This window comes from Rhodococcus spongiicola, assembly GCF_004011835.1.
Taxonomy (GTDB): domain Bacteria; phylum Actinomycetota; class Actinomycetes; order Mycobacteriales; family Mycobacteriaceae; genus Prescottella; species Prescottella spongiicola.
In genome coordinates this window covers 765031-789197 of sequence record NZ_RKLN01000001.1, presented here as the reverse complement: position 1 = coordinate 789197, position 24167 = coordinate 765031, and the positions used below count along the sequence as shown (strand labels likewise).

Here is a 24167-nt window from a genome sequence, read left to right as displayed (position 1 = left end):
CATTGGATGTGGTCGCGGCTGGGCGCCGAAGCAGGCTCGACACCACATCGGTGGTGCCGAGCCTGCCGTCACGATATGCGCCGCCTCCTGGATCTAAACGACTCCATCGACGAAGACTCTTGGCGGCGTCGCGTCCACACCGTAGTCGCCGACTAATCGCTCGGCAGCACAGCTGCAGCGAATCTGGCTCTGGCAGAGACGAATAAGTAAGGCACCGACGATCTGCCACAACTGCCGACTGGCTGTTGCCAGCGAGTCGTCGGCTATCGAATACGCAGGTGAACGGCGTATTCCATCACCCGAATAGATAGGAAGACAATGACTGCACCGACCGAACCGGACATCTATCTGCTCTGGATTCCCGGAACTGGCGCGTCCTTTGCTGGAGATCCCCGCGACTGGCAGCAGGTAGAAAGCGGAATCTGGGATGACGAGAAGGGGGAGTGGGCTTACGAACCGCAATACAGCATGGGTCACGCCCTCATGGACCAGGTGTTCGAATCCCAGGAGTACCCCGACTACTTTGCCAATCTCAAAGTCGAGCCGCGCTGGATCGCCTACGACGCCTCCATCACGATTGCCAACTTCTACAGCGACCCGAAGGGGGAGTCCCACTACGATTCTCGCGAGGTCGGGAGGGACAGGGTCTACAGGGAGCTCGTCTCCCTGCCCGAGGGGGCTAAGGCCATAGTCGGCGGGTACAGCCAGGGTGCCGGTGCCGCTTTCGAATTCGTCAACCTGGTGGCCGCCGGGCACTACCAAGACGTAGCTGACAAGGTCGTTGCCGGCCTGTATATCGCCAACCCGTTCCGCCCCAAGAACTACACCAGCTGGGGCTTGGAGAATGCGATTGCGATGAAGAACGGCGAGGACCAAGAGTTGGAAATCGAACTCGACGGATTCGGTGTCGCGGACCCGGACCACGACGGAGACGCCAAGCACGGTGCGGAGACTCACAACAAGATCTGGCAGATCGAGATCATCAACCCGAAGGATGCGATCTGCAACGCCGACCCGGACAGCTACCTCCGAGTCGTTGCCGACGAACTCGAGTATTTCGAACTCGAAGGGAACTTGATCAACTGGATCGGTCAAGGGATCGATCTGTACGACAACATCAAGTCGGAAATCTTGTCAGAGATCGACAACATTTGGGATATCCTCGCCGCCCTTGACCGGGTCGCTAGGACATGGGAGGAAATTGAGGGTTACGCTGGAATCGAGCTCTCCCTCGCCGGTTTCAAAGATAAACTCCCAACAGAGCATGTTACCGCTTACGGGGACAAGAGTTTTCGAAAGCTAGCGATCGTGGACGACAAGACCGGCAATCTAGAAGACAAGACGATCCTCCAGGCAGAGGCGCCGTATATCGCAACGGTCCTTCACTCGATCTTTGAGTACGGAGGTAAACCTGCTGACACTCAGAACCTGGTTGCAGCCGTTGGTATTGCTGGCAGTGGTAACCCGTAACTGCGGTTGCCGAATGCAGGTCACGTCCGGGGCCGGGGCGGGCCCGGCGCCATTGATGGTGCCGGGCCTGCCGCCGAGTAATGGGCCGCGTTCTCGGTGACCGCATTGGGCGCACTCGGGGCAATCGTGTCCCCGAATCTACCTGTGGCAGATGTGAAGAAGTCGGTCTGACGATGTGCCGCGGCTGGCGGCAAGAGTATGGTGGCGAGGAGGTCGATGATGGCGTGGACTGGTGATCCGGTGTGGCTCGAGGAGGTCATTGGCGATGCGGGGGTGTCGGTTACGGTGTATCCGGGTGCCTGGAATCGCGGGCACGGTGACATGGGTACCGTGTGGGGTGTGATGGTTCATCACACTGGTGCTCCGGCGGGTTCGAATCCGGGTCCGGGTGTGATCGCCGAGCATCCCAGTTTGGGGTTGGCGTCGCAGGTCCATCTCTCGCGTGACGGTGAGGCGACGGTGTGCGGAGTCGGGGTTGCTTGGCATGCGGGTGAGGGTTCGTGGCCGGGGATCATGCAGAACAACGCGAATGAGGTCACCATCGGTATCGAGGCTGAGAACTCGGGCACCGAGGGCTGGTCGCCAGTGCAGTACGAGGCGTACGTGAAGATGTGCGCGGCGATCTGCCGGCGTCTCGGTGTCGGCTCGGCGCGGGTGATCGGGCACAAGGAATGGGCCGGCGCGGCGCAGGGCAAGTGGGATCCGGGTGGGCTGGACATGGACAAGTTCCGTGCCGATATCCAGGACCACATCGACCACGACGGCACACCGCCGGGGACGGCGGGCAACGAGATCGACCGCATCCATAGTTTCTCGGGTTGGCTCGGGGAGCGCCTGCATGCCGGGGAACGGACCTGCAAGGACGGTGTCGGCGGGTACGCGGACTTCGAGCACGGTTCGATTTACTGGCATCCCGATATCGGGGCCGTGCCGGTGCCGGCCCTCGTGTACCAGGTGTGGGCGCGCCGCAGGTGGGAGCAGGGCCCCCTCGGCTACCCGACCCGCTACCACGTCGTCGTCCCGGGCCAAGGCGATATCCAGGAGTTTCAGGGCGGCATCGTCGCCCGCCGTTACGGCACTGCCGGCTACCGGGTGCACGGCGCGATCGGTGCCCGCTGGCGCGCCGAGGGTGATGTGCGTGTCGACCGCGGCTCGCGGTTGGGCTGGCCGACCTCCGACGAGTACGACCATGACGGCGGCCGCCGCCAGGACTTCGAGCACGGCTCGCTGGTGTGGCGTGCGGACGGCGTCATCAGCATTGAAGGAGACAAGTGATGGATACCGACTCTGTTGCCGGCATTTTGCGGGCGAAGCTGGCCGATCAGCCGCTCGTGAAGCGGTACGCGAATACCGCAACGGCTGCGGTGATGGCGGTTGTGGCTGTGTTGTGGATGGTGCTGTCGGTCGGTGTCGATGTGCCGTCCGGTGTCACTACCGGTGTGCTGGTGTTGATTTCGGTGGCCACGGCGGTCGGGGTGAAGTTCACCCCGAACGGTGTGACGGCACGGCAGATCGACGAGATCGAGAAGTTCGCTGAACGTAGGGGGTGATCGTGGTGCCTCAGGAGGCATCCTCCGGGATGGAGATTCCACTCGAGGCGACGACGCATCCGGTGGCGGTCGCGGGTTTCGTGGTGCTGGTTCTGCTGATCATCGCGGCGATGGGCCGGCGGTATGCCGAGGCGACGCTGATCCCGATGTGGCAGTGGATCACCGGGCGTGACAGCCGCGCCTACGCCGAGGTCGTCGCGGAGCTCGAGCTGGTGCAGCGGCAGCTGGAGGCGTCCCGGCAGGAGCGCCGTGACGCCGATGAGCGGCACTCACGGGAGATCGCCGAGTTGCGCGAGCAACACACCCGGGAGATCGGGGAGTTGCGCGCCCAGTACGAGGCGGACATGAGCCTGCTCTCACAAGCCCTCGCCGATACCCAGCGCCACCTGGTCGAGGTGCTCGCGGGTGTGAACGCCACCCGCGACGCGGTCGAATCCGCGCACGGCGACGGCAACAACCGATGACAGACGAACGCCGGTGCTGCCCTCCCTCCATGACATCCAGCGCAGCGGGTCCAGGCGCTCACCCATGCAATGCAAACCACGCGGCCACTTCGAGCGGCCACCATCGCTCGAGGCAACGGACGGACGGCCGCCCACCCGAGCAGGGTGCACGGCCAGCCCAGGCGGTAGGGCCAGTCGGTCAGAACAGCCCGGTCAGCGAACCGAGGCTGCCGAACGACGACTGGCCGTTCCCGATCACGGACACTAGGTCAGAGTTCTCCTGAGTGACGTAGACGCGGGTGCCATCCGGGGTGATCGCCAGTCCGAGCGGCCAGTACTGTCCGGGTACCAGCCACCTCTGGCTGACCGTGATGGTCTCGACGACGGTGTTGATGGCGAGGTCGATCACCGACACCCTGCTGTTAGCAGAGTGGGTGACGTAGGCGTGGGTGCCATCCGGGGTGATCGCCACCTCGGCCACCCCGTCGAGGACGACGCCTACGGCGATCGTGTCGACAACGGTATTGGTGGTCGTGTCGATCTCCCACACCTTGAGGTCGGCGGCGACGTAGGCGCGGGTGCCGTCGGGAGATATATCCACCCCCCAAGCTCCCGGGCCGGTGTCGATGGTGCCGGTGACGGAGTTGGTGGTGGTGTCGATCACCCACACCTTGTGGTCGCCGTGGGTGACGTAGGCGCGGGTGCCATCCGGGGTGATCGCCAAGAACCGCGGCTCGTCGCCGACGTCGATAGTGCCGGCGACGGCGCCGGTGGCGGTGTCGATCACCGACACCGCGTCGTTGGAGGGGTGGGTGATGTAGGCGCGGGTGCCGTCCGGGGTGAACGCCACGTCGGACGAGCCGTGTCCGACGTCGATGGTGCCGGTGACGGCGTTGGTGGTGGTGTCGATCACCGACACCGTGCCGCCGGTGATGTAGGCACGGGTGCCGTCGGGGGTGATCGCCACCCCGCCGCCTCCCTGGTCGACGTCGATGATGGTGGTGACCCTGTTGGTGGTGGCGTCGATCACCGACACCGTGTCGCTGGAGGGGTGAGTGATGTAGGCCTGGGTGCCGTCTGGGGTGAAGGCCACCTCGTTCGGCCGGTCGCCGACCTTGATGGTGTCGATGACGGTGCGGGCGTATTCGGCGTGCACGGTGCCGTCGTGCTCGGCGTACGCGGACGGAGCGGCCGCGACCGTCAGCCCGGCCGCCAGGGCAGCGGCCAATCCCGCCGCGTACCGGCCCCGGGTCCGGGGTCCCGAGCCGAGGGTACCCCGCGGTCGGGACGGGTCAACAATGGTGTGTGGCATCGTGATCGGACTCCTTCTATCCAGGACAGGACGCCGGTAGGTGCCGGCGCCGCTGTGGGCGCGGTACGCGGAAGGGCAGAACTGAAAACCGAATAATCCCCCCACTTTGGCGGGGACTATACGGGAGAATTGGGAAGAATGGCCGTCCACACGCCAGGGAGATATCGGAGCCGCGAGATGCCTCGCAGTTGACTGCGATCACGTACTCGGCCCCGTCGGAGGATCCGGTGGTCGATGCGTTCGCGAGATCCTCGGCGCCTTCTGCCAGCGGCTCCGCGGCCCCTCCCGGACAACCCCAACGAACTCCGATGCGCGGTCACCGTCATACGCCATCGGCCCGCATGAGCCGTGCTCAAGGAACTCGGCGCCAGGATCAGCCATGACGGACCTCGGCCACGCCGAGATCCGTTTCCTCGTCGACCGAGTCGATCAGGTCACTGAAGCCGAAATCGGTTGAGTTGCATGGACTCGGCTGTGTGCTAAGCTGAGCTTGCAGGCGTGAGAGTTGTGGCTACAACCTCGCGCCTTCGTCGTATCAACTGCAGCCACATCTCTCACGCTGACGGCCGAGTATGCCGTCCGCCCCCAGGCAGAACCCTTCTCTGTTCCGCTATATGAGGTTCGAATCGTTGGTAGAGAACGATATTGGCACATAGGACGATTGGCGAGTCCTGGAAACCGCTGGATGACATGCCACAGTCGGCAAGTTGTGTGCTCCGGACCTTCTGGCTGTGCTCGCCGTCCTCGTTGATGACGATGGCAACTGCAGCCACCTTGCCGAGGTCATCGAAAACGGCTGTGCCGTCGATGAGTATCCATCAACCGTAGACGGTACCCCGGCTCCTTCACCAAATAGGCCGGGAGTCGCTCGGGAACAACTCATTTCGTAGTTCGATCCACCGACACCATCTAGAAGACGTCCGGTTCGAATCGAATCCGGCTTGGATTCCACCACTCCCAATCCTCCGGGACACCCCGCCGCTGCAGCCCTTGTGCGCGGCCCGCCGCCATAGCGGCACGTCCCGGCACCCCTGTGAGCAGCCGGCCGGCGCCCAGGGGACGCGCCCGCCGACACTTCCCCACTGTCGGCGGGCGCCCGATCTTCACCCCAAGGCTACAACGCTGGCCACGAATCACGCACTGGCAGAGCCAAATACACAATCTCCCGATGATCTGTGACAACTACCGGTCTGTTGGCCGGCGGATCGTCGGCTACGGAATACGCAGGAGAAAAGCGTATTCCGTCCCTCGAATAGATAGGAAGACAATGACTGCACCGACCGAACCGCCCGAGATGGAGATCCACCTGCTCTGGATTCCTGGAACCGGCGCATCCGAACCTGGCGATCCCCGCAACTGGCAGCAAGTAAAGGAGGGATACACGCAAGAGGGATATTTCGACGAGAACGGGGAGTGGGTTGAGCCGAAGGTGTGGCCCGCGCAAACCAGCATGGGCCACGCGCTCATGAACGAGGTGTTCGACGTCCTGCCCGAGGCACTCCCGGAGTACTTTGGCAATCTCAACGTCATCCCGCAGTGGATCGGCTACCCCTCCTCCATCGGCCCAGTCGGCCCCGGCGACGAGAACCACTACGATTCTCGCCTCGAGGGGAAGCGGAAGGTCCTGGCGGAGCTCGAGAAGCTGCCCGTGGGCGCGAAGGCCATCATCGGCGGGTTCAGCCAGGGTGCCGGTGCCGCTTACGAGTTCGTCAACGAGGTAGCCTACGGCCAGCACGGGGCTGATGTGGCCGACAAGGTCGTTGCGGGCCTGTATGTCGCCAACCCGTTCCGGCCCGAGGGCTACACTAGCTGGGGCATGACGAAGGGGAGCGTCACTCCCGAGGGCTTCGGTGTCGCAACCTATTTGCACGACGGAAAGGAAGAGTTCACTGCGGAGGTCCACAAGAAGATCTGGCAGATCGAGATCATCAACGACAACGATCCGATCTGCAACGCGGACCCGGACGCCCTCGTTCGCGAACTCGCCGAGGTACTCGAGTTCTTCGAATTCGAAGGAAGCCTGATTACCAACCCGCTTACCAACGCGGGCCGGGTGATCGATGCGGCCGTCAACTTTATTGTGGATTCGGTCGTGACCTCGGGGAACATCTTCCACTTCATTGACCGGGTGGGCACGTTTATCGAGGACTTGAAGAAGTTCTCCGGTCTCGACGCCACCCCCGACGGTATTCTTGGTATCGAATCGGGCCCAACGGAGCACGTACATGCCTACAACGATCTAGCGGTCCGTAAGCTGCACATCCTCAACGAGGACACCGGCGAAATCGAGCCGAAGACGATCCTCCAGGCAGAGATGCCGTATATCGGGACGATCCTTCTCAACATCTTCAGCGGGATCATGCCTGAGGGTGGAAATCTGACTGTTGATGGATTTGAAGTTGCCGAATACTTCAACCAGCCCAACAAGGGCTACTTGGACACGAGCGATCGGTGGGATGGCTTCCCCGACACGGGCTCCTACCGCACATACGTCAACGACTCCAGGGCCTTCCAGTATGTCGGTTCCGCTCTTGTTGTTGCCACCAAGAGGGCTAGCGCCGCCCTGTACAGGACGCCGATGAACTCCGACGACATGGAGGTGTGGTCGAAGGTCGACGAAGTTCGGCCCACGGTATCCAGTGACCCGCTCGCCCCAATTCACACGGAGCTCATCGTCCGTTCCAATGACGACCAGACCGACTACGTCGCATTCCGGGTCTACAACGGCGGCGCGTCAGTCGAACTCGTCAGCGTGCAGGACGGCACCGCCACGGTCCGGGCGTCGTCTACTGCGGACAAGCTCGTCAAGGACGGCGACACCATCAAGATCACTGCGGTCGGTCAGCGGTTCGCGGCGTACATCCTCCGCACGGGTAGTGACGACAACGAGGTCATGGTGTGGGACGACACCGAGAATGTGTCGTCTGTGGGCTCGAGCCATCGGCGGGTCGGCCTGGGAGTCGAGGGGTACCGGAATGTCGCCGCAAGCTGGTTCTCGCCGGCCCTGGCGGACTGGAAGGCCAAGTCGCTTTGAGCCAGTTGCCAGTGACGTGACCTTGTTGTCGCGGTCCGGCATCTCCGGGTAGGCCTGCCCCAATGCAGTGACGGACGCGGGCCGAGGCAGGTCCGGCACCACGTTGGTGGTGCCGGACCTGTCGTCGGGTGATGGGCCGGGTTCTCGGTTACCGGAGCAGGTCTGCACGGGGGTAATGCTGTCCACGAATCGGCTTGTGGCAGAGGTGAAGAAGTCGGTACAACGAGGTGCCGCGACTGGCGGGAAGGGTGACTTTGCGTACGTGCTGTAGGGACTTCCGGCGAGTACGACCATGACGGCTGCCGCCGCCAGGACTTCGAGCACGGCTCGCTTGTGTGGCGTGCGGACGGCGTTATCAACATTGAAGGAGACAAGTGATGGATACCGACTCTGTTGCCGGCATTTTGCGGGCGAAGCTGGCCGATCAGCCGCTGGTGCGCAGGTACGCGAACACTGCGACGGCGGCGGTGATGGCGATTGTGGCTGTGTTGTGGACGGTGTTGTCGGTCGGTGTCGATGTGCCGTCCGGTGTCACCACCGCTGTGCTGGTGCTGATTTCGGTGGCCACGGTCGTCGGGGTGAAGTTCACCCCGAACGGTGTGACGGCGCGGCAGATCGACGAGATCGAGAAGTTCGCTGAACGTAGGGGGTGATCGTGGTGCCTCAGGAGGCATCCTCCGGGGTCGAGATTCCACTCGAGGCGACGACGCATCCGGTGGCGGTCGCGGGTTTCGTGGTGCTGGTTCTGCTGATCATCGCGGCGATGGGCCGGCGGTATGCCGAGGCGACGCTGATCCCGATGTGGCAGTGGATCACAGGTCGTGACAGCCGCGCCTACGCCGAGGTCGTCGCGGAGCTCGAGTTGGTGCAGCGGCAGCTGGAGGCGTCCCGGCAGGAACGCCGCGACGCCGATGAGCGGCACTCGCGGGAGATTGCGGAGTTGCGGGAGCAGCACTCGCGGGAGATCGGGGAGTTGCGCGCCCAGTACGAGGCGGACATGAGCCTGCTCTCGCAGGCCCTCGCCGATACCCAACGGCAACTTGTCGAGGTGCTCGCGGGTGTGAACGCCACCCGCGAGGCGGTCGAGTCCGCGCAGGGCGACGGCAACAACCGATGACAGACGAACGTCGAGGACGCCCCCACCTTCGGGTGGGGGCGTTTCGTCGTATCGAGGGGCTGGTCGGCACCCTCCGGGCAGCCGAGGGCAAACTCGGCGAAAGGCGGACGCCGAGGAACTGTCGACGGCGGCGGGAACAGGCGGACGGCCGCCCACCCGGGCGGGTGGAGGGCCGCCCGGGCGGTAGGGCTTGCCGGTCAGAACAGCCCGGTCAGTGAACCGAGGCTGCCGAGTGACGAATGGCCGATCACGGACACCACGTCGGCGTTCGCCTGGGTGACGTAGGCGCGGGTGCCGTCGGGGGTGATCGCCAGCCCGAGCGGCCAGTACTGTCCGGGTACCAGCCACCTCTGGCTGACCGTGATGGTCTCGACGACGGTGTTGCTGGTGGTGTCGATCACCGACACCCTGCCGTTAGCGGCGTGGGTGACGTAGGCGTAGGTGCCGTCAGGGGTGATCGCCACGTCGGCCGTCCCGTCGAGGATGTCGGCCACGGGGATGCTGGTGGTGACGCTGTTGGTGGTGGTGTCGATCACCCACACAGTGCCGTCGACGCCGGTGCCGTAGGCGCGGGTGCCGTCAGGGGTGATCGCCACGTCGTTCGTGTTGCCGCCGCCGACCTGGACGGTGTCGGTGACCCTGTTGGTGGTGGTGTCGACCACCGACACCGTGCCGCCAACGACGGTGACGTAGGCGCGGGTGCCGTCGGGGGTGAACGCCACCCGGAATGGCTCGGCGCCGACGTCGATCGTGCCGGTGACGGTGTCGGTGTTGGTGTCGATCACCGACACCAAGTCGTTGCCGAGGTCAGTGACGTAGGCGCGGGTGCCGTCGGGGGTGATCGCCACGTCGTACGGGCTTGCGCCGACGTCGATGGCGCCGGTGACGGTGTCGGTGTTGGTGTCGATCACCGACATCTTGCCGCCGGTGACGTAGGCGCGGGTGCCGTCGGGACTGATCGCCACCCGGGAGGCTCCCTGGCCGGTGTCGATGGTGGTTGTGACCCTGTTGGTGGTGGTGTCGATCACCGACACCGAGTCGCTGCTGCCGACGGTGACGTAGGCGCGGGTGCCGTCGGGGGAGATGGCCACGTCGTTCGGGCTATCGCCGACCTTGATGGTGTCGATGACGGTGCCGGCGTACTCGGCGTGCGCAGCCGGGGCGGACGTGAGCATCAGCCCCGCGGCCAGCGCGGCGGTGAATCCCGCCGCGTACGGTCGCCGGGTGCGGGGCCCCGGGCCGGGGGTACCCCGGCGGCGCGACGGGTCAACAGTGGTGTGGTGCATCGTGATCGGACTCCTTCGATCCAGGACGGGGCGCCAGCGGGCGCCGGCATCGCTGCGGTCTCGGGGACACGGAAAGACAGCAATGGAAACCGAATAGTCCCCCCGATTCGGTCCCATACATGACATACCGGTGCAGTCCGGAAGAGTGTTACATAGCGCACAAACGAACAAGATCTGGCGCGCCGTGCGAGTGAGCCAGCCGAGTCGACGCCGAAGCCAAGGGAAGAGACGGATGGCCGCCCACCCTGGGCGGGTGGACGGCCATTCCGTGCAGTGGAGCTTGTGGGTTGGAACAGCCCCGTCAACCGGCCGAGGCTGCCGAACGGCTAACGGTCTCCCGCCAACTCGGTCAGGCGCGTCTCTCTGAGTGCGCTCACCTCAGCCCGGAGAGTCTCTATCTGTGCAGTCAACCCTACGATGTGTTCTCGCGTGACAGCCTGATTCGCCTCGTCCTCTTCTCCGATGCGCTGCACGAGATAGGACGCCAGAGTTGCGGTAACGACACCGAGCAACGCGATGCCGGCGACCATCAGGCCCACCGCGATGACGCGTCCGGTTGTCGTGACCGGTGCGTAGTCCCCGTAGCCGACGGTGGTGACCGTGACGGTCGACCACCACAGTGCGTCGGGATATGTGGTGATGCCGGCGTCCGGAGCGGCTCTCTCGGCGTCGAGCATCGCGAGCGACGAAACCAGAATCAGGAGAATCGTCGATCCGGCCGCATAGCTGACGACCCTTCCACGTAGCGCCGTACCCACTGAGCGTTGGAGGACACCGAATAGTGTGACGAGCCGCAGCAGCTTCAGAGGTCTCAGTAGTGGCAGGACGACCATCGCGAGCTCGTGGAGGTGACGGAGTAGCCACTGCCCGCGTTGTTCGGCGAGTGCAAGTCTGACGAAGAAGTCCACCGCGAACAGGCCCCATGTGAGGGTCATTGTCGTGGCCGCGACGTATGCCGAGGTACCGGTTGGTTGGGCGAGAACGCTGAAGGCGTAGGCACTGAGGAAAACGATCGACGCTCCGATCATTGGCCACTCGGTTCGTTGTCGCCAAGACTCAGTGCTCATACCGGTGGTGCTCATACCCATGTCCGATTCATACCAAACGTGTCGATGCTGGAGTGGGCGGCCACGTGGTAAATGTGGGCCCCTCTACACAGACCAGAGGCCGGTCTTGGAGACGGAACCGGCCTCTGGTGCTCTTCGCTGCTACAGAGCGAAGCCGTCGCCCCCATTCGGGGCGGCAATTGTGAAAGTCGGGTGCTTCTGGCCTGCACCGTGCTTCTGGAGCTGCACACGGAAACCGGACGCACCGCGGCGTGGTCCGACGACTCTGCCGAAGCACCAGTCTCCGTTGTCCAGTGAAACGAGCGTCTTTCGCCCGCGACGCAGCATGGCTCACTCTCCCGAATTTCCCGACGACCCGACGCATTCAGAATCCCGCTCAGGTAACGAGGGGGACACGTCCGAAGTACCCATCCGTCTACCTGTTTCGGCCCGGTGGGTATACCTCAGCTGCCGAAATCAGGTTCCTACCAGCTGAAAGTGGGCCTTGTGTCGGTGAACTGGATCACTACGGCGGCGTCACTGTGAGCGATTCCGCACGCACTGTGCGGCCGCGCCTGCCGGTTCCAAGGGAAGCTCGGCTTGATCGAGAAGAACAAGCACCAGGGCGCGGATTTGACCGCGCCCTGGTGCTTGTGTCGGGTATGTCGTCCGCCGGCGTTCGGGGAAGCGACCGCAGGATCTCGATCCTCGCGTTCTGCTGCCGATGGGCGGTCAGGCGATGCGTATGGTGGTTCGGTCGAGCGCCCTTTACCGGTCCTGGGGCGCGGTGGCGGGTGCATCTCCGAACATTGCCGCGATGCGAGACTTGATCTCCTCGGTGCTGATTGTTCCGGTGCGGAGTTCGCTCGCGTTGGTCTGCCGGCTGTTCGTGGAGTGATTCATGCGACTGTGTCCGTGCCTTCCAGGTGCATCGTTTGCCGTCCGGCAATTTTCGATACCGGAGTGATCGGTGGCGTGGCCCATATGTCGGGTCGCAGCGCCAAGATCAGGTTAGTGATGGGCAGGTCACCCGGAAGCGAACCGGACGAGTGGTTATACAAACGGAATCAACGTGCTCCGAACGGTGGCGCAATCGTTACGACTCCCCGGCGTGTCCGGGACGATGGTCCCTAGGCTCGGGGAATGTCCGCACTTTCGGTCCCTGCCCCTGACGGTCCGATCGACGCCGTGCTCGAAACTCCCGGCGACGCGACACCTCCGCCGTGGCCGGGTGTGGTCGTGGTGCACGACGCCCTCGGCGTCGGGCGCGACATCCGAGACATCACCTCCAGAGTCGCCGCCCACGGCTATCTGACGCTGACCCCGGACCTGTACTCGCGTGGCGGCCGCGCCCGGTGCGTCGTCCGCGTCTTCCGCGAACTGTTCGCCCGACAGGGCCGGGCCGTCGACGACCTACTCGCGGCTCGCGATCTCCTCGCCGCCCGTCCCGACTGCACCGGTCGGGTCGGGGTCATCGGATTCTGCATGGGCGGCGGATTCGCACTCGTCCTCGCACCCAAGGATTTTGCGGCGTCGGCACCGTTCTACGGGCAACTGCCACGCAGCATCGACGACGCACTGCGTGGTGCTTGCCCCGTCGTCGGAAGTTACGGCCGACGGGACCCGATGTTGTGGAACGCGGGGCCGCGGTTGGACGCAGCCCTGACTCGACTCGACGTCGAGCACGATGTCGTGACCTACCCGGGTGTAGGGCACAGCTTCGCGAACCGCATCGCAGTCGGGAAGGGCAACACTCTCCTGCGGATCGCCGGTATGGGGTACGACCAGGAGAAGTCCGAGGACGCGTGGCGTCGAGTATTCGCCTTTTTCGACGCCCACTTGTCAAGTGGGTCCGAGTGACAGGTCGGGACCGCGGACGCCCTTGAGCCAACGCCCGGGCAAGCGTCCGGCGAGATCGCTGAGCGGGCCCACTGCGGCATTGAGGATCCCGACGGTCTCCTGCAGCAGGTCGATGCTGGCACCCATACGTTGCAGGTTCGGCGCCAACGACGTCAGCGTCTCGGACAGCGCGACGATCTGATCGAGCGGTCCGCCTTCGGCGATCAGCCGTTCGAAGGCGCCCTCGTCGGCAAGGATCGTCTCGAGAATGCCTCCCTTCTTCGTCAGCCGTTCGAGCGCTCCGTCGTCGGCGGTGAGCCGGTCGACCAGACCACCCGGCGCGAGGAGACGTTCCAGCGGCCCGTCCTCCGCGAGTACCCGATCGAGGGGCCCGTCCTCGGCGAGTACCCGCTCGAGCGGGCCACCCGGAGCGAGCACCCGCTCGAGCGGGCCACCGTCGGATGTGAGGCGGTCGATGACGCCACCCGGCGCGAGTAGACGGTCCAGCGGGCCCTCCGGCTGCAGTGCCTGGCCGAGCGGGCGGTCCTCGGACGCGAGCGCCGCGAGCTGCTGGACCAGCTGCAGCGGGCCCCGCGGGTTGGCGAGCGGCACTGCACCCACGCTCGCTGCGGTGGTGCTGGACAGAGCCACCCGCGCGGTCGACAGCGCGGTCTCGGCGCCCTCAACGGCCGAGACCGCGATGGTGAACCCGGCTCGGACCGGAATCGAGACGGCTGACACCAGGTTCATCCGTTTACTGTAACTCCCGGCGCACGGCAAAACGGGCGGTCGGTCAGTGCAGGACCTTGAGCCCGATCACGCTGCCGATGATGGCGACGACCAGCAAGCCCTTCGCGATCGAGGCGCTCTCGCTGCCGGTGAGCATCGCAAACGCGACCGTGAGTGATGCGCCGATTCCGACCCACACCGCGTAAGAGGTGCCCGTGGGTAGGGTGCGCATCGCGTAGCCCAGTCCGACCATGCTCAACAGCAACGCGACCCCAAAGACGATCGTCGGCCAGAGCCGAGCGAACCCTTCGGACCTACCAAGGGCGGTGGCCCACACCGCTTCCAGGACACCAGAGATGACGAGGACGATCCAAGCCATGATGGTTCAACTCCCCAGACACCGTCTTGTCGCTGGCCGGGTACGGTGTGCTCGTCCGGGTGTCGATCGACAGGTTCAAAAATACCCAATCCGATCACCGATTCCCGCAATGGTTGCCGAAATCACCGCCTTCCCCCATTTCCTGAACTCCCGTTCGGTGAGCAGCAAGCATTCACAGGAACCTCCCAGGGAACGCCCAGCCAGTCTCCAGATTGGTCGCGGACCCTGACGGGGTGAACGAAACGCCGGAGGCCCGTGTCCTGATCGTCGACGATGAACCGACGCTGACCGAACTGCTGTCGGTCAGTCTCCGCTTCCAGGGATTCGAGGTGGGTACCGCCACGAACGGTGCGGAAGGCCTGGACAAGGCACGAACTTTCCGGCCTGATGCGTTGATCCTCGACGTCATGATGCCTGGCATGGACGGGTTCGGAATGCTGCGGCGTCTGCGAGCCGACGGAGTCGAGGCCCCGGTCTTGTTCCTCACGGCGCGAGATGCTGTGGAGGACAAGGTGGCCGGTCTGACGATCGGTGCCGACGACTACGTCACCAAGCCGTTCAGCCTCGAGGAGGTTGTCGCCCGGCTACGGGTGATTTTGCGCCGGGTCGGCCACGGCGACCAGGAGAAACAGTCGTCCCGTGTTCGTTTCGCCGACATCGAACTCGACGACGAAACCCGTGAGGTGTGGAAGGCCGGCGAACTGGTGCCCCTCTCGCCAACCGAATTCACCCTGCTCCGGTACTTCATGGTCAATGCCGGAACCGTGCTGAGCAAGCCGCGGATCCTCGACCACGTGTGGAACTACGACTTCGGCGGTGAGGTCGGGGTCGTCGAGTCGTACGTTTCGTACCTGCGTCGCAAGATCGACACCACCGAGCCGCGCCTGATCCACACGCTGCGGGGCGTCGGCTACGTGATGCGTGAGCCACGGTAGGCGGAGACGATGAGGCGCCTGCGTGCGTTGCCATTGCGGATCACGCTCGTTGCGGCGCTGCTCCTACTCACCGCCGCCGGACTGCTCGTGTCCGGGATCGCGGTGACCTCGGCGATGGAGCGTTCGCTCCTGGACCGGACGGACAGGCAGTTGTTGGACGCCGCGCACGGCTGGGCGAAACCTGGGCGGATGATGCCGCCGCTGTCCGCGCCCAGCCTCGACCGCGCACCGAGTCCCGATCGCCCGCCCAGCCAGTTCTACGTCCGGGTCACTCAACGCGACGGCACGGTGCGGCTCGAAGTCAACGACGAAAGTATCGGTACGACACCGGAAATCGTGTCCGATCCGGGGCCGGTGACGGTCGGGTCCACCGACGGCAGCAACACTAGGTGGCGGGAGATCAGCGTGGCCACGCCGATCGGTAGGACGACGCTGGCGGTCAAGTTGACCGACATCGACGCCACCGTAGAACGCCTCATCGTGCTCCAGGTGGGCGTTGGGGCAGGGGTGCTGGTGGTGCTCGGGTTCGTCGGCTACCTCGTGGTGCGGCGCAGCCTGAGGCCGCTGCGCGAGGTCGAGGAGACTGCGGCCAGGATCGCGGCCGGCGACCTGCACCGCCGGGTGCCTGAGTGGGATCAGCGCACCGAGGTCGGCCGCCTGTCGACGGCGCTGAACGGCATGCTCGCCCAGATCCAGTCGGCGTTCGCGTCGACCGCCGCGTCGGAGGAGTCGGCGCGACGGTCCGAGGAAAAGATGCGCCGATTCGTCGCCGATGCCAGCCACGAGCTCCGCACCCCTTTAGCAGCTATCCGGGGGTTCGCCGAGTTGTATCGGCAGGGCGCGTCGACCGACAGCGAGATGGTGATGAACCGGATCGAGAACCAGGCCAAACGCATGGGGTTGCTCGTCGAGGATCTGCTGATGCTCGCCCGCATGGACGCCCAGCGCCCCACGGAATTCCATCCGGTGGACCTGCTGGCGCTGGCCAGCGATGCCGTGCACGACGCGCGTGCGATTGCGCCGCAGCGGGGCATCACGCTGGAGATATTGCCCGATTCGGGTCCGGCCGAGGTGTTGGGCGACGATGCCCGACTGCGACAGGTAGCCGGCAATCTGGTCAACAACGCGCTCGAGCACACGCCCGACGATGCATCGGTGACCGTACGGGTCGGAACCGACGGTGCCGACGTGATCCTCGAAGTGGCCGACACCGGACCGGGGCTGGCTGAGGACGATGCGGCTCGGGTGTTCGAGCGGTTCTACCGCACCGACGAATCTCGGACCAGGACGAGCGGGGGCAGTGGACTCGGCCTCTCGATCGTTGCGGCGATCGTCAAGGCGCATCACGGAACCGTGACCGTGGACAGCGCACCCGGAAGGGGCGCCACCTTCCGGGTGCGACTTCCGCAGGGGTGAGTCGTATCAGTCGGGAACGAACTCGCCGTCGCCGAGCTCGCGCAACGCCGACTTGATCTTGGCCGCGGCCTCGTCCATGGATTCCGGTAAGGGGTTCGGGTCGGCATTCGAGATGTCGAAGTCACCCATGCTGTACGCAGGGAAGACGTGCATGTGCAGGTGAGGAACCTCGAGGCCCGCGATCAGGAAGCCCGCACGGGGCGCGTCGAACGCCTTGCGAACGGCCCGTGCGATTTTGCGGGAGACAGCGGTGCACTTGTCGAACACTTCACCGTCGACGTCCTGCCACTGGTCGACCTCCCGCCGGGGTACGACGAGCGTGTGGCCCTGTGTGATCGGCGCGATGGTGAGGAACGCAACGACGTCCTCGTCCTCCCAGACGAACCGTCCCGGTATATCGCCGGCAATGATGGCGCTGAAGACTGAAGGCATACGGGGAGGATAGGCGGCGCCGACCGGTACCGGTACCGCGCCCGCGGCTGTGTCGGTCCGACCAGCTGAGACCTTGTCGTGACCTTCCAATATCACGGAACGGTATGTCGGATCAAGTTTGGTCGTTCACACTGATTGTCGATCGCCACATCTGGTCGGGGACGTGCTACCTGAGGGAGTGCCATGTCCAAGTTCGCTTTGCGTCCTCGTCGGCTCCTGGTCTCAGCTGTCATCGCTTCGGCCGCAGCAGGATTGGCGCTGCCCGGTCAGGCGAGTGCCGAGTCCTCGCTCGACATCGTCGATTCACTGTCAGCCACGACCCTGGTCAACGGGGCACTGTCGGTCGTGGGCGGATGTCAGACATCCAACCGTGATCTGATCACGAGCTGTACCAGACTCGAGACCCTGACAACCCAGGTTCCCGTGATGCTGGCGCTCAACCCCTTCACCACGAACATCGTCGTGCTCGGTGCGGGTCTCTACCCGAATGGGACGATGCGGCCCGTCCTGGTATCCCGGATGCAAGCGGCCCTCCAACTGGCGCAGCGGTTTCCGTTCGCGCCGATCATCGTGGCCGGCGGCGTCCCGCAGTCCGGGGTTACCGAGGCGCAGGCGATGCGGCAGTGGTTGGTCGCGAACGGAATCCCGGCATTCCGGATCACCGAGGAAAATACGTCACGTTCCACCGTCGAGAACGCGATCAATACGAACGCGATCCTGAAGCAGCGTGGAGCACCGGGAGCGGTCGTCGTGACCAGCCCCGACCACTTGGAGCGGGCCATGATCGACTTCCGCGTCGCCGTCAAGGGGCGGATCCCCATCGCGGGCGTGATCGCGCCCTGATGAGGCTCCGATAAGACCGGGCTACAAGAACATTCGCGACCTAGTGGACATCTCGGTCGCGGGCTGACAGGAAGCTCACAGCGCGGATTCAGCCGGCCCGGAGCGTCGCTCCGCACCCTTGTGGGCATGACGACCGAACCCCAGCCCGCGCTTGACCTGCATCATCCCGAGGTGGTGACCACCGCACCCGCTCTCGACATCGTGGTACCCGTGTACAACGAGCAGGCAGCGCTCGCCAAGTGCGTCCGACGCCTGCGAAGTTACCTCCATACCGAGGTCCCGTACACGGCCCGGATCACCATCGCGGACAACGCGAGTGTGGACCGGACTCTGAATATTGCGCAGGCATTGGCCGACGAGTTCCCCGACGTGCGCGTCCTGCACCTCGACGAGAAGGGGCGGGGCCGGGCACTGCGTGCCGCATGGGGACGATCTGACGCCAAGGTGCTGGTCTACATGGACGTCGATCTGTCGACCGGACTGGAAGCGCTGATGCCCCTCGTCGCCCCGCTGCTGTCGGGGCATTCGGATCTCGCGATCGGCTCACGTCTGGCCCGCTCGTCCCGTGTGGTGCGCGGACCGAAGCGCGAATTCATCTCCCGTGGCTACAACCTGATCCTCCGGGGGACGTTGCACGCGCACTTCTCCGACGCCCAGTGCGGGTTCAAGGCGGTGCGAGCAGACGTGGCGCAGGCACTTCTGCCCCTGGTGGAGGACGGAGATTGGTTCTTCGACACCGAACTGCTCGTGTTGGCCGAACGGGCGGGGATGCGGATCCACGAGGTCCCCGTCGACTGGATCGACGACGCGGACAGCCGGGTGAACATCGTCGCGACAGCTGTCGCCGACCTCAAGGGCATCGCACGGGTGGGGCGCGCTCTCGCGACCGGTGCGCTGCCCCTGGCGTCGCTACGGGAGAGCCTAGGTCGGGGCGCACTCGTTCCCGGATCGCAGCCCGCGATGCTGAGGCAGCTTGTGCGGTTCGCGGTGGTCGGTGTCTCGAGCACGCTCGCGTACGCAGTGCTTTTCCTTGCGCTCCAGGGTGCGGTGGGGTCGCAGTGGGCCAACGCCATCGCACTCCTGATCACCGCGATCGCGAACACCGCGGCCAACCGGGCCTTCACGTTCGGTGTGCGTGGTCGCCGAGGTGTGGGCCGCCACCACCTACAGGGGCTGATCGTGTTCGGGTTCGGCCTCGCCGTCACGAGCGGGTCGCTCGCAGCTCTGCACGGGTTCGCGCCGGCAGCCTCTCCACATCTCGAGCTCGCGGTTCTGGTAGTCGCGAATCTCGTTGCCACACTTTGTCGATTCATCGGTCTGCGCTGGGTGTTCCGCCACGGCGCCGTGGAAGGAGTCACCCGATGAGCATCACCGTCGATCGCTCGATGGAGGCCGCGCAGCCGGCTGCACCCAAGTCGAACCGCGAGTACTGGGCGCTGGCCGGGCTGCTTCTCGCTACTGCGGTCGCGTACCTGTGGAACCTCAGCGCATCGGGATGGGCCAACGTGTTCTATTCAGCTGCAGCGCAGGCAGGTTCGGAATCGTGGAAGGCATTCTTCTTCGGTTCCTCCGACGCGGCCAACTCGATCACCGTCGACAAGCCGCCAGCCTCGCTGTGGGTGATGGCGCTGTCGGTGCGGGTGTTCGGGCTCAATTCGTGGAGCATCCTGGTTCCGCAGGCGCTGATGGGCGTGGCGTCCGTCGCGCTGCTGTGGGCTACCGTGCGCCGCTACTTCGGCGGCGCCGCGGGCCTGCTCGCGGGCCTCGTACTCGCGCTCACACCCGTTGCGGTGCTGATGTTCCGGTTCAACAATCCGGACGCCCTGCTGGTTCTGCTGATGATCGCAGCGGTGTGGGCGTTGCTTCGGGGGGTCGAGGACGGCCGCACCCGGTGGCTGGTGCTGACCGGTGCGCTGGTGGGCCTGGGCTTCCTCACGAAGCAACTCGCGGCGATGTTGGTGATACCACCGCTCGCGCTGACCTACCTGATCGCCGGCCCGCCCAAGCTGGGCAAGCGGATCTTGCAACTGTTCGCGGCCCTCGGCGCACTGGTCGTCTCGGCGGGATGGTGGGTGCTCGCCGTCGAGCTGTGGCCTGCCGACTCACGACCGTGGATCGGTGGCTCACAGAACAACTCGATCCTTGAACTGACTCTGGGCTACAACGGTTTCGGCCGGCTCAACGGTATTGAGCCGGGGAGCGTAGGGAGGGGGGCGAGTATGCCCGGCGGCGAGTCCGGTGGAGGCACACCCGGCCCCGGCAGTTGGGGCGGGACCGGCATCACGCGGCTGTTCGATTTCGAACAAGGCGGGCACATTGCTTGGTTGGTGCCTGCCGCACTGATCCTGCTGGCGGCCGGCCTCGTGCTCCGCGGGCGCGCCGCCCGCACCGATCTGCGTCGAGCGTCCTTTGTGGTGTGGGGATCGTGGCTGCTCGTAACCGGCCTGGTGTTCAGCTACATGGAGGGCATCTTCCACGCGTACTACACGGTGGCACTGGCCCCGGCGGTCGCGGCACTCGTCGGTGCTGGATCGGTGACGCTCTGGCGCCACCGCGACGCGGTGGGTGTGCGGATCGTTGCGGCCGTGACGGTTGCGACGATTGCGGTGACGGCGTGGATCCTGTTGGGACGCAGCGCCGATTTCGTTCCTTGGCTGCGGTGGATGGTCGTCGTGGCAGGCGTACTCGTGGCGGTCGCGATGCTGGTGCCCGCGGCGCTGCGCGGGCGCGGGACTGTCGTCGTGATCGGGGCGGCGCTGTTCACCGGGCTTGCCGGTCCAGCGGCCTACGCGGCCAACCAGGTTACGTCAGCGCAGACCAGTGGACTCCCGTCGGTCATGACCACGACCGCGAACACCCGTTCGCTCCCCTCGGTCGGGCCTCAGGTCGACGGTGAGACGCTGGGTGCTCCCGGTGGCGCGCCGGGTGCTCCCGGTGGGCGGCCGGGTGGCGGACCCTCGCCGGACGGGATGGGTGGCGCACCGGGTGGTCCCGGTGGGCGGCCGGGTGGCGGATCGCCGCCGGACGGGATGGGCGGCGTTCCGGATGGTCCCGGTGGGCGGCCGGGTGGCGGACCCCCGCCGGCCGGGATGGACGGTGCTCCGGGTGGCGGTCCGGGTGGTCCCGGTGGGCGGCAGGGCGGAGGAATGATGTCTGCCGACGCACCCGGTGACGAACTGACCGCTCTGCTGCGTACCGATGCCGACGACTTCACCTGGGTGGCCGCTACCGTCCGCTCGAATGCTGCGGCAGGCTACCAACTCGCCACCGAGAGTCCGGTCATGCCGATCGGAGGGTTCAACGGCACCGATCCGTCGCCGACGCTCGAGCAGTTCCAGCAGTACGTGGCGGACGGCAGGATCCACTACTTCATCGCCGGCGGCGCAGACCAAGGCGGCGGGGGATCACGGGGAACCGCGTCGGAGATCACCGAGTGGGTACAGTCCGAGTTCACGCCGGACACGGTCGACGGCGTCACGATCTACGACCTGACGCAATGACTGGACAGCCACCGATACGGCCCGCAGTGACGAGGGCGGGGGTCGTCGAGACCTCGTCACTCGGGTTGGTCGCTCGGGTCGTAGGCTGGCACCCGTGCGCGTACTCGTGATCGGCTCCGGAGCCCGTGAACATGCCCTTCTGCTGGCCCTGGCCCGCGACCCGGGTGTCGACAAGCTGATGTGTGCCCCCGGCAACGCCGGGATCGCTCGGATCGCCGAGACCCACGCCGTCGACGTCGCCTCCGGTGACGCGGTCGTTGCGCTCGCGAAGGCTGTGTTGGCCGACTTGGTCGTCATCGGGCCCGAGGTGCCGCTGGTTCTCGGCGTCGCCGACGCCGTTCGGGCCGCCGGTCTCGCGTGCTTCGGCCCGTCCGCGGCGGCCGCGCGCATCGAGGGCTCCAAGGCGTTCGCGAAGGACGTCATGGCGGCAGCCGGCGTCCGTACCGCGCACAGCGAGGTCGTCGACAACCCGGCCGAGCTCGATGCGGCCCTCGACCGTTTCGGTCCCACCTGGGTGGTCAAGGATGACGGACTGGCGGCCGGCAAGGGCGTCGTCGTCACGCCCGACCGTGGCACCGCACGCGACCACGCCGCCGAGTGCCTCGAGAACGGCCACCCCGTGTTGCTCGAATCGTTCCTCGACGGCCCGGAGGTGTCGCTGTTCTGCCTGGTGGACGGTGAAACCGTGGTTCCGCTGCTCCCGGCGCAGGACCACAAGCGCGTCGGCGAAGGTGACACCGGCCCGAACACCGGTGGCATGGGCGCCTACACACCGGTGCCGTGGCTGCCGGGCGAGACGGTCTCGCAGATCGTGGAGGAGGTCGTCAAGCCGGTCGCGGCCGAGCTGGTGAAGCGGGGCTGCCCGTTCACCGGCTTGCTGTACGCGGGGCTGGCGATCGGAAGCGGCGGCCCTGCCGTCGTCGAGTTCAACTGCCGCTTCGGTGACCCCGAGACCCAGGCCGTCCTGGCGCTGCTCGAGAGCCCGCTCGGCGAGGTCCTCAACGCCACCGCAACCGGCGCCCTGTCTTCGATCCCGCCGCTGCAGTGGCGCGACGGTTCCGCGGTCACCGTCGTGCTGGCGGCCGAGAACTACCCGTCGACCCCGCGCACCGGCGACGCGATCACCGGTGCGGACGGGGATGGCATCCTGCACGCAGGCACCGCACTCGTCGACGAGCGGGTGGTCTCCGCCGGTGGTCGGGTCCTCAGCGTGGTCGGTGTTGGAGCCGACCTGAGCGGAGCCCGCGAGGACGCTTACGAGAAGATCTCCGGGATCAAGTTGCCCGGCAGCCACTTTCGCAGGGACATCGGCCTCGCCGCGGTCGAGGGCCGGATCGCACTGCCCTGAAAGGGTTCAACGCGACTGCCCTGAAAGGGCTCAATGCCACTGCCCTGATAAGGGCTCGACGCCACTGCCCTGATAAGGGCCTGACACCACTGCCCTGAAAGGGCCTGACACCACTGCCCTGAAAGGGCCTGACACCACTGCCCTGAAAGGGCCTGACACCACTGCCCTGAAAGGGCCTGACACCACTGCCCTGACGGGCCTCGACACTTCAGCAACAGGAGCTGCCCTGCCCGGAACCGTCCCGAGCACCGCCAGAGAACGGCATGTCGGTTCCACAACCGGCGAAAATGCCGTAGTGACGGGAGAAATCTCCCAGGAACTGGAAGTGCGGAGAAAAGCGGGTCTCGGAAAGCATGCGCCAGGTGTTGCCGCAAACGGGGAATACCCTGCCGGTCTCGATCTCGTGATGCTCGTCGAGCAGGAAACGCCCAGGCTGGTTGGGGATGCTGCCCTGGTAGACCACCGCCTGGCCGTAGTCCTCGCAGGCGCTCTCGAGCCCCTCGAGCTTGAACAGGCGGTAGGTCGCCGAATGGAAGCGGATGTTTCCGGTCTTGGCCGCCACCTCGGGGCTGCTGATGTCGAGCGGACGATCGGTCACGAGGCGGGGATCGGCGAACCCGCAGCGTTTGGCCAGCGTCAGGAAATCGTTCCAGTACAGGGCACCGCTCAGGCACTCTCCGTACAGCACCGGGTCCTCGCGCAGCACTTCGGGCACCCTGCGATCCGCGTAGACATCCGAGAAGTAGAACTCGCCTCCGGGCTCGAGAAGCCTGTATACCCCGCGCAGCACGGCTTCCTTGTCGGCCGCGAGGTTCACCACGCAGTTGGAAACGATGACATCGAAACTACCGGGCTCGAGGGGTAGCGCCTCGAGTTCCTCGATGTAGCCCTTCAGGAAGTTCGTGTTGGCGAAGCCGAAACGTTCGCTGTGCCAGTCCTGGTGCTCGCGGGCCACGTCGAACTGTTCATCGGTCATGTCGACGCCGGTCACCCGGCCCTCGCTGCCGGCAAGTTGTGCGAGGGCATAGACGTCGCGTCCGGTTCCACAGCCGAGATCGAGAACTCGGCAGCCGTCCAGCAGAGCCGGGGCCACGAGCCCGCAACCGTAGTAGCGAGCGAGCACATCCGGATGGATAGCGGCCAATACCGGCTTCAACCAGTCGGGGATGCTCTCCGCGTCACAACAGGTGCTGGTCTTGAGATCGTCGCTGCTTTGCAGCTGCCGACCGTAGTAATCGCTGACTTCATGTCGCAGCTTGTCGATGGCGATGGACTCGTTCATGGTGCTGCACTCCCGGTTGTCGGGCTCCTGGAGTTGGTGACGGATTCGCCGAGGGAGATACGGCCAACCGTCCATGCTTCCCTGGGCACAGCCGCCGCCTCGACCCTACGCGCGAAATCGAGGTGCTGCCGGTGCCCGCTCGGGGGCGGGGGGAGAGGGGAAGGGAGAGGGGAAGGCCAAGTCGTATCGGGGTCGTATCGGGGACG

At 65.4% G+C, this 24167-nt stretch carries 22 protein-coding genes and 1 riboswitch; of the genes, 14 read left to right on the top strand and 8 right to left on the bottom strand.

From position 1 onward, the window contains the following. Positions 1 to 318 precede the first annotated feature (318 nt). From EF834_RS03690 to EF834_RS03675, 4 genes are all read left to right on the top strand, one after another. Positions 319 to 1470, top strand: coding sequence for a hypothetical protein (locus EF834_RS03690; RefSeq protein ID WP_127945837.1), 1152 nt, complete (start codon positions 319 to 321; stop codon positions 1468 to 1470). A 216-nt stretch (positions 1471 to 1686) separates the two neighbouring features. Then, on the top strand, positions 1687 to 2745 hold the full coding sequence (locus tag EF834_RS03685; RefSeq protein WP_127945836.1) for a peptidoglycan recognition protein family protein: 1059 nt from the start codon (positions 1687 to 1689) through the stop codon (positions 2743 to 2745). Continuing rightward, on the top strand, positions 2745 to 3020 hold the full coding sequence (locus EF834_RS03680) for a hypothetical protein (protein WP_127945835.1): 276 nt from the start codon (positions 2745 to 2747) through the stop codon (positions 3018 to 3020). Before EF834_RS03685 ends, EF834_RS03680 begins: the two co-directional genes overlap by 1 nt. Positions 3021 to 3049: 29 nt before the next feature. Then, positions 3050 to 3484 carry a hypothetical protein gene (locus tag EF834_RS03675; protein WP_164874054.1) on the top strand — a complete coding sequence of 145 codons (435 nt, stop codon included), beginning with the start codon at positions 3050 to 3052 and terminating at the stop codon, positions 3482 to 3484. A 178-nt stretch (positions 3485 to 3662) separates the two neighbouring features. On the opposite strand, the gene EF834_RS03670 is transcribed toward EF834_RS03675, so the two are convergent. Continuing rightward, positions 3663 to 4775 (bottom strand): beta-propeller fold lactonase family protein, encoded by a 1113-nt coding sequence (locus EF834_RS03670; protein WP_127945833.1) that lies wholly within the window; start codon positions 4773 to 4775, stop codon positions 3663 to 3665. Positions 4776 to 6042: 1267 nt separating this feature from the next. On the opposite strand from EF834_RS03670, the gene EF834_RS03665 reads away from it, so the two are divergent. The 3 genes from EF834_RS03665 to EF834_RS03655 all read left to right on the top strand — a co-directional run bounded on the left by EF834_RS03665 (position 6043) and on the right by EF834_RS03655 (position 8926). Next, positions 6043 to 7809 (top strand): DUF7257 domain-containing protein, encoded by a 1767-nt coding sequence (locus EF834_RS03665; RefSeq protein WP_164874053.1) that lies wholly within the window; start codon positions 6043 to 6045, stop codon positions 7807 to 7809. Between the two features lie 377 nt (positions 7810 to 8186). Then, the gene (locus EF834_RS03660; RefSeq protein WP_127945831.1) at positions 8187 to 8462 is read left to right on the top strand and encodes a hypothetical protein; all 276 of its coding nucleotides are present in this window, start codon (positions 8187 to 8189) and stop codon (positions 8460 to 8462) included. Between the two features lie 2 nt (positions 8463 to 8464). Then, positions 8465 to 8926, top strand: a complete 462-nt coding sequence (locus tag EF834_RS03655) for a hypothetical protein (RefSeq protein ID WP_127945830.1) — start codon at positions 8465 to 8467, stop codon at positions 8924 to 8926. A gap of 197 nt (positions 8927 to 9123) precedes the next feature. Here the strand turns inward: EF834_RS03655 and EF834_RS03650 are convergent, their stop codons facing one another. The 3 genes from EF834_RS03650 to EF834_RS18610 all read right to left on the bottom strand — a co-directional run bounded on the left by EF834_RS03650 (position 9124) and on the right by EF834_RS18610 (position 12161). Then, on the bottom strand, positions 9124 to 10212 hold the full coding sequence (locus tag EF834_RS03650; protein WP_127945829.1) for a beta-propeller fold lactonase family protein: 1089 nt from the start codon (positions 10210 to 10212) through the stop codon (positions 9124 to 9126). 326 nt (positions 10213 to 10538) lie between these two features. Then, positions 10539 to 11240, bottom strand: a complete 702-nt coding sequence (locus EF834_RS03645; protein ID WP_235870975.1) for a potassium channel family protein — start codon at positions 11238 to 11240, stop codon at positions 10539 to 10541. Between the two features lie 786 nt (positions 11241 to 12026). Then, entirely contained in the window at positions 12027 to 12161 is a 135-nt protein-coding gene (locus EF834_RS18610; protein WP_268960907.1) for a hypothetical protein, read from the bottom strand. Positions 12162 to 12401: 240 nt separating this feature from the next. Here EF834_RS18610 and EF834_RS03635 point away from each other — a divergent pair, with 240 nt between their 5' ends. Continuing rightward, entirely contained in the window at positions 12402 to 13118 is a 717-nt protein-coding gene (locus EF834_RS03635) for a dienelactone hydrolase family protein (RefSeq protein ID WP_127945826.1), read from the top strand. Here the strand turns inward: EF834_RS03635 and EF834_RS03630 are convergent. Then, positions 13101 to 13847 carry an ABC transporter gene (locus EF834_RS03630; RefSeq protein WP_127945825.1) on the bottom strand — a complete coding sequence of 249 codons (747 nt, stop codon included), beginning with the start codon at positions 13845 to 13847 and terminating at the stop codon, positions 13101 to 13103. The two genes, EF834_RS03635 and EF834_RS03630, sit on opposite strands and share 18 nt — an antisense overlap. Before the next feature lie 43 nt (positions 13848 to 13890). Continuing rightward, positions 13891 to 14205: a DMT family transporter gene (locus EF834_RS03625; protein WP_127945824.1), complete on the bottom strand. Its 315-nt coding sequence runs from the start codon at positions 14203 to 14205 to the stop codon at positions 13891 to 13893. Between the two features lie 15 nt (positions 14206 to 14220). Further along, a riboswitch (guanidine-III (ykkC-III) riboswitch) is annotated at positions 14221 to 14281 on the bottom strand. A gap of 157 nt (positions 14282 to 14438) precedes the next feature. Here EF834_RS03625 and EF834_RS03620 point away from each other — a divergent pair. Together EF834_RS03620 and EF834_RS03615 are read left to right on the top strand one after the other, a co-directional pair. Continuing rightward, positions 14439 to 15140, top strand: a complete 702-nt coding sequence (locus EF834_RS03620) for a response regulator transcription factor (RefSeq protein ID WP_127945823.1) — start codon at positions 14439 to 14441, stop codon at positions 15138 to 15140. Positions 15141 to 15149: 9 nt separating this feature from the next. Beyond that, positions 15150 to 16556, top strand: a complete 1407-nt coding sequence (locus EF834_RS03615) for a sensor histidine kinase (protein WP_127945822.1) — start codon at positions 15150 to 15152, stop codon at positions 16554 to 16556. Between the two features lie 6 nt (positions 16557 to 16562). Here the strand turns inward: EF834_RS03615 and EF834_RS03610 are convergent, their stop codons facing one another. Next, on the bottom strand, positions 16563 to 16988 hold the full coding sequence (locus EF834_RS03610; RefSeq protein ID WP_127945821.1) for an HIT family protein: 426 nt from the start codon (positions 16986 to 16988) through the stop codon (positions 16563 to 16565). A 183-nt stretch (positions 16989 to 17171) separates the two neighbouring features. On the opposite strand from EF834_RS03610, the gene EF834_RS03605 reads away from it, so the two are divergent. The 4 genes from EF834_RS03605 (at position 17172) to purD (ending at position 22679) form a co-directional block, all read left to right on the top strand. Then, positions 17172 to 17831 (top strand): YdcF family protein, encoded by a 660-nt coding sequence (locus EF834_RS03605; protein ID WP_127945820.1) that lies wholly within the window; start codon positions 17172 to 17174, stop codon positions 17829 to 17831. A gap of 126 nt (positions 17832 to 17957) precedes the next feature. Next, entirely contained in the window at positions 17958 to 19196 is a 1239-nt protein-coding gene (locus EF834_RS03600) for a bifunctional glycosyltransferase family 2/GtrA family protein (protein ID WP_127945819.1), read from the top strand. Beyond that, entirely contained in the window at positions 19193 to 21331 is a 2139-nt protein-coding gene (locus EF834_RS03595) for a glycosyltransferase family 39 protein (RefSeq protein ID WP_127945818.1), read from the top strand. Before EF834_RS03600 ends, EF834_RS03595 begins: the two co-directional genes overlap by 4 nt. A 94-nt stretch (positions 21332 to 21425) precedes the next feature. Further along, positions 21426 to 22679: a phosphoribosylamine--glycine ligase gene (gene purD / locus EF834_RS03590; protein WP_127945817.1), complete on the top strand. Its 1254-nt coding sequence runs from the start codon at positions 21426 to 21428 to the stop codon at positions 22677 to 22679. 208 nt (positions 22680 to 22887) lie between these two features. On the opposite strand, the gene EF834_RS03585 is transcribed toward purD, so the two are convergent. Next, the gene (locus EF834_RS03585) at positions 22888 to 23961 is read right to left on the bottom strand and encodes a methyltransferase domain-containing protein (RefSeq protein WP_206615164.1); all 1074 of its coding nucleotides are present in this window, start codon (positions 23959 to 23961) and stop codon (positions 22888 to 22890) included. Positions 23962 to 24167 lie beyond the last annotated feature (206 nt).

Excerpts from the sequence above, each read along its gene's own strand:
- EF834_RS03690 (WP_127945837.1), top strand. The coding sequence starts at position 319 with ATGACTGCACCGACCGAACCGGACATCTATCTGCTCTGGATTCCCGGA.
- EF834_RS03685 (WP_127945836.1), top strand. The coding sequence starts at position 1,687 with ATGATGGCGTGGACTGGTGATCCGGTGTGGCTCGAGGAGGTCATTGGC.
- EF834_RS03680 (WP_127945835.1), top strand. The coding sequence starts at position 2,745 with ATGGATACCGACTCTGTTGCCGGCATTTTGCGGGCGAAGCTGGCCGAT.
- EF834_RS03675 (WP_164874054.1), top strand. The coding sequence starts at position 3,050 with ATGGAGATTCCACTCGAGGCGACGACGCATCCGGTGGCGGTCGCGGGT.
- EF834_RS03670 (WP_127945833.1), bottom strand. The coding sequence starts at position 4,775 with ATGCCACACACCATTGTTGACCCGTCCCGACCGCGGGGTACCCTCGGC.
- EF834_RS03665 (WP_164874053.1), top strand. The coding sequence starts at position 6,043 with ATGACTGCACCGACCGAACCGCCCGAGATGGAGATCCACCTGCTCTGG.
- EF834_RS03660 (WP_127945831.1), top strand. The coding sequence starts at position 8,187 with ATGGATACCGACTCTGTTGCCGGCATTTTGCGGGCGAAGCTGGCCGAT.
- EF834_RS03650 (WP_127945829.1), bottom strand. The coding sequence starts at position 10,212 with ATGCACCACACCACTGTTGACCCGTCGCGCCGCCGGGGTACCCCCGGC.
- EF834_RS03645 (WP_235870975.1), bottom strand. The coding sequence starts at position 11,240 with ATGATCGGAGCGTCGATCGTTTTCCTCAGTGCCTACGCCTTCAGCGTT.
- EF834_RS18610 (WP_268960907.1), bottom strand. The coding sequence starts at position 12,161 with ATGAATCACTCCACGAACAGCCGGCAGACCAACGCGAGCGAACTCCGC.
- EF834_RS03635 (WP_127945826.1), top strand. The coding sequence starts at position 12,402 with ATGTCCGCACTTTCGGTCCCTGCCCCTGACGGTCCGATCGACGCCGTG.
- EF834_RS03630 (WP_127945825.1), bottom strand. The coding sequence starts at position 13,847 with ATGAACCTGGTGTCAGCCGTCTCGATTCCGGTCCGAGCCGGGTTCACC.
- EF834_RS03625 (WP_127945824.1), bottom strand. The coding sequence starts at position 14,205 with ATGGCTTGGATCGTCCTCGTCATCTCTGGTGTCCTGGAAGCGGTGTGG.
- EF834_RS03615 (WP_127945822.1), top strand. The coding sequence starts at position 15,150 with ATGAGGCGCCTGCGTGCGTTGCCATTGCGGATCACGCTCGTTGCGGCG.
- EF834_RS03610 (WP_127945821.1), bottom strand. The coding sequence starts at position 16,988 with ATGCCTTCAGTCTTCAGCGCCATCATTGCCGGCGATATACCGGGACGG.
- EF834_RS03605 (WP_127945820.1), top strand. The coding sequence starts at position 17,172 with ATGTCCAAGTTCGCTTTGCGTCCTCGTCGGCTCCTGGTCTCAGCTGTC.
- EF834_RS03600 (WP_127945819.1), top strand. The coding sequence starts at position 17,958 with ATGACGACCGAACCCCAGCCCGCGCTTGACCTGCATCATCCCGAGGTG.
- EF834_RS03595 (WP_127945818.1), top strand. The coding sequence starts at position 19,193 with ATGAGCATCACCGTCGATCGCTCGATGGAGGCCGCGCAGCCGGCTGCA.
- EF834_RS03585 (WP_206615164.1), bottom strand. The coding sequence starts at position 23,961 with ATGAACGAGTCCATCGCCATCGACAAGCTGCGACATGAAGTCAGCGAT.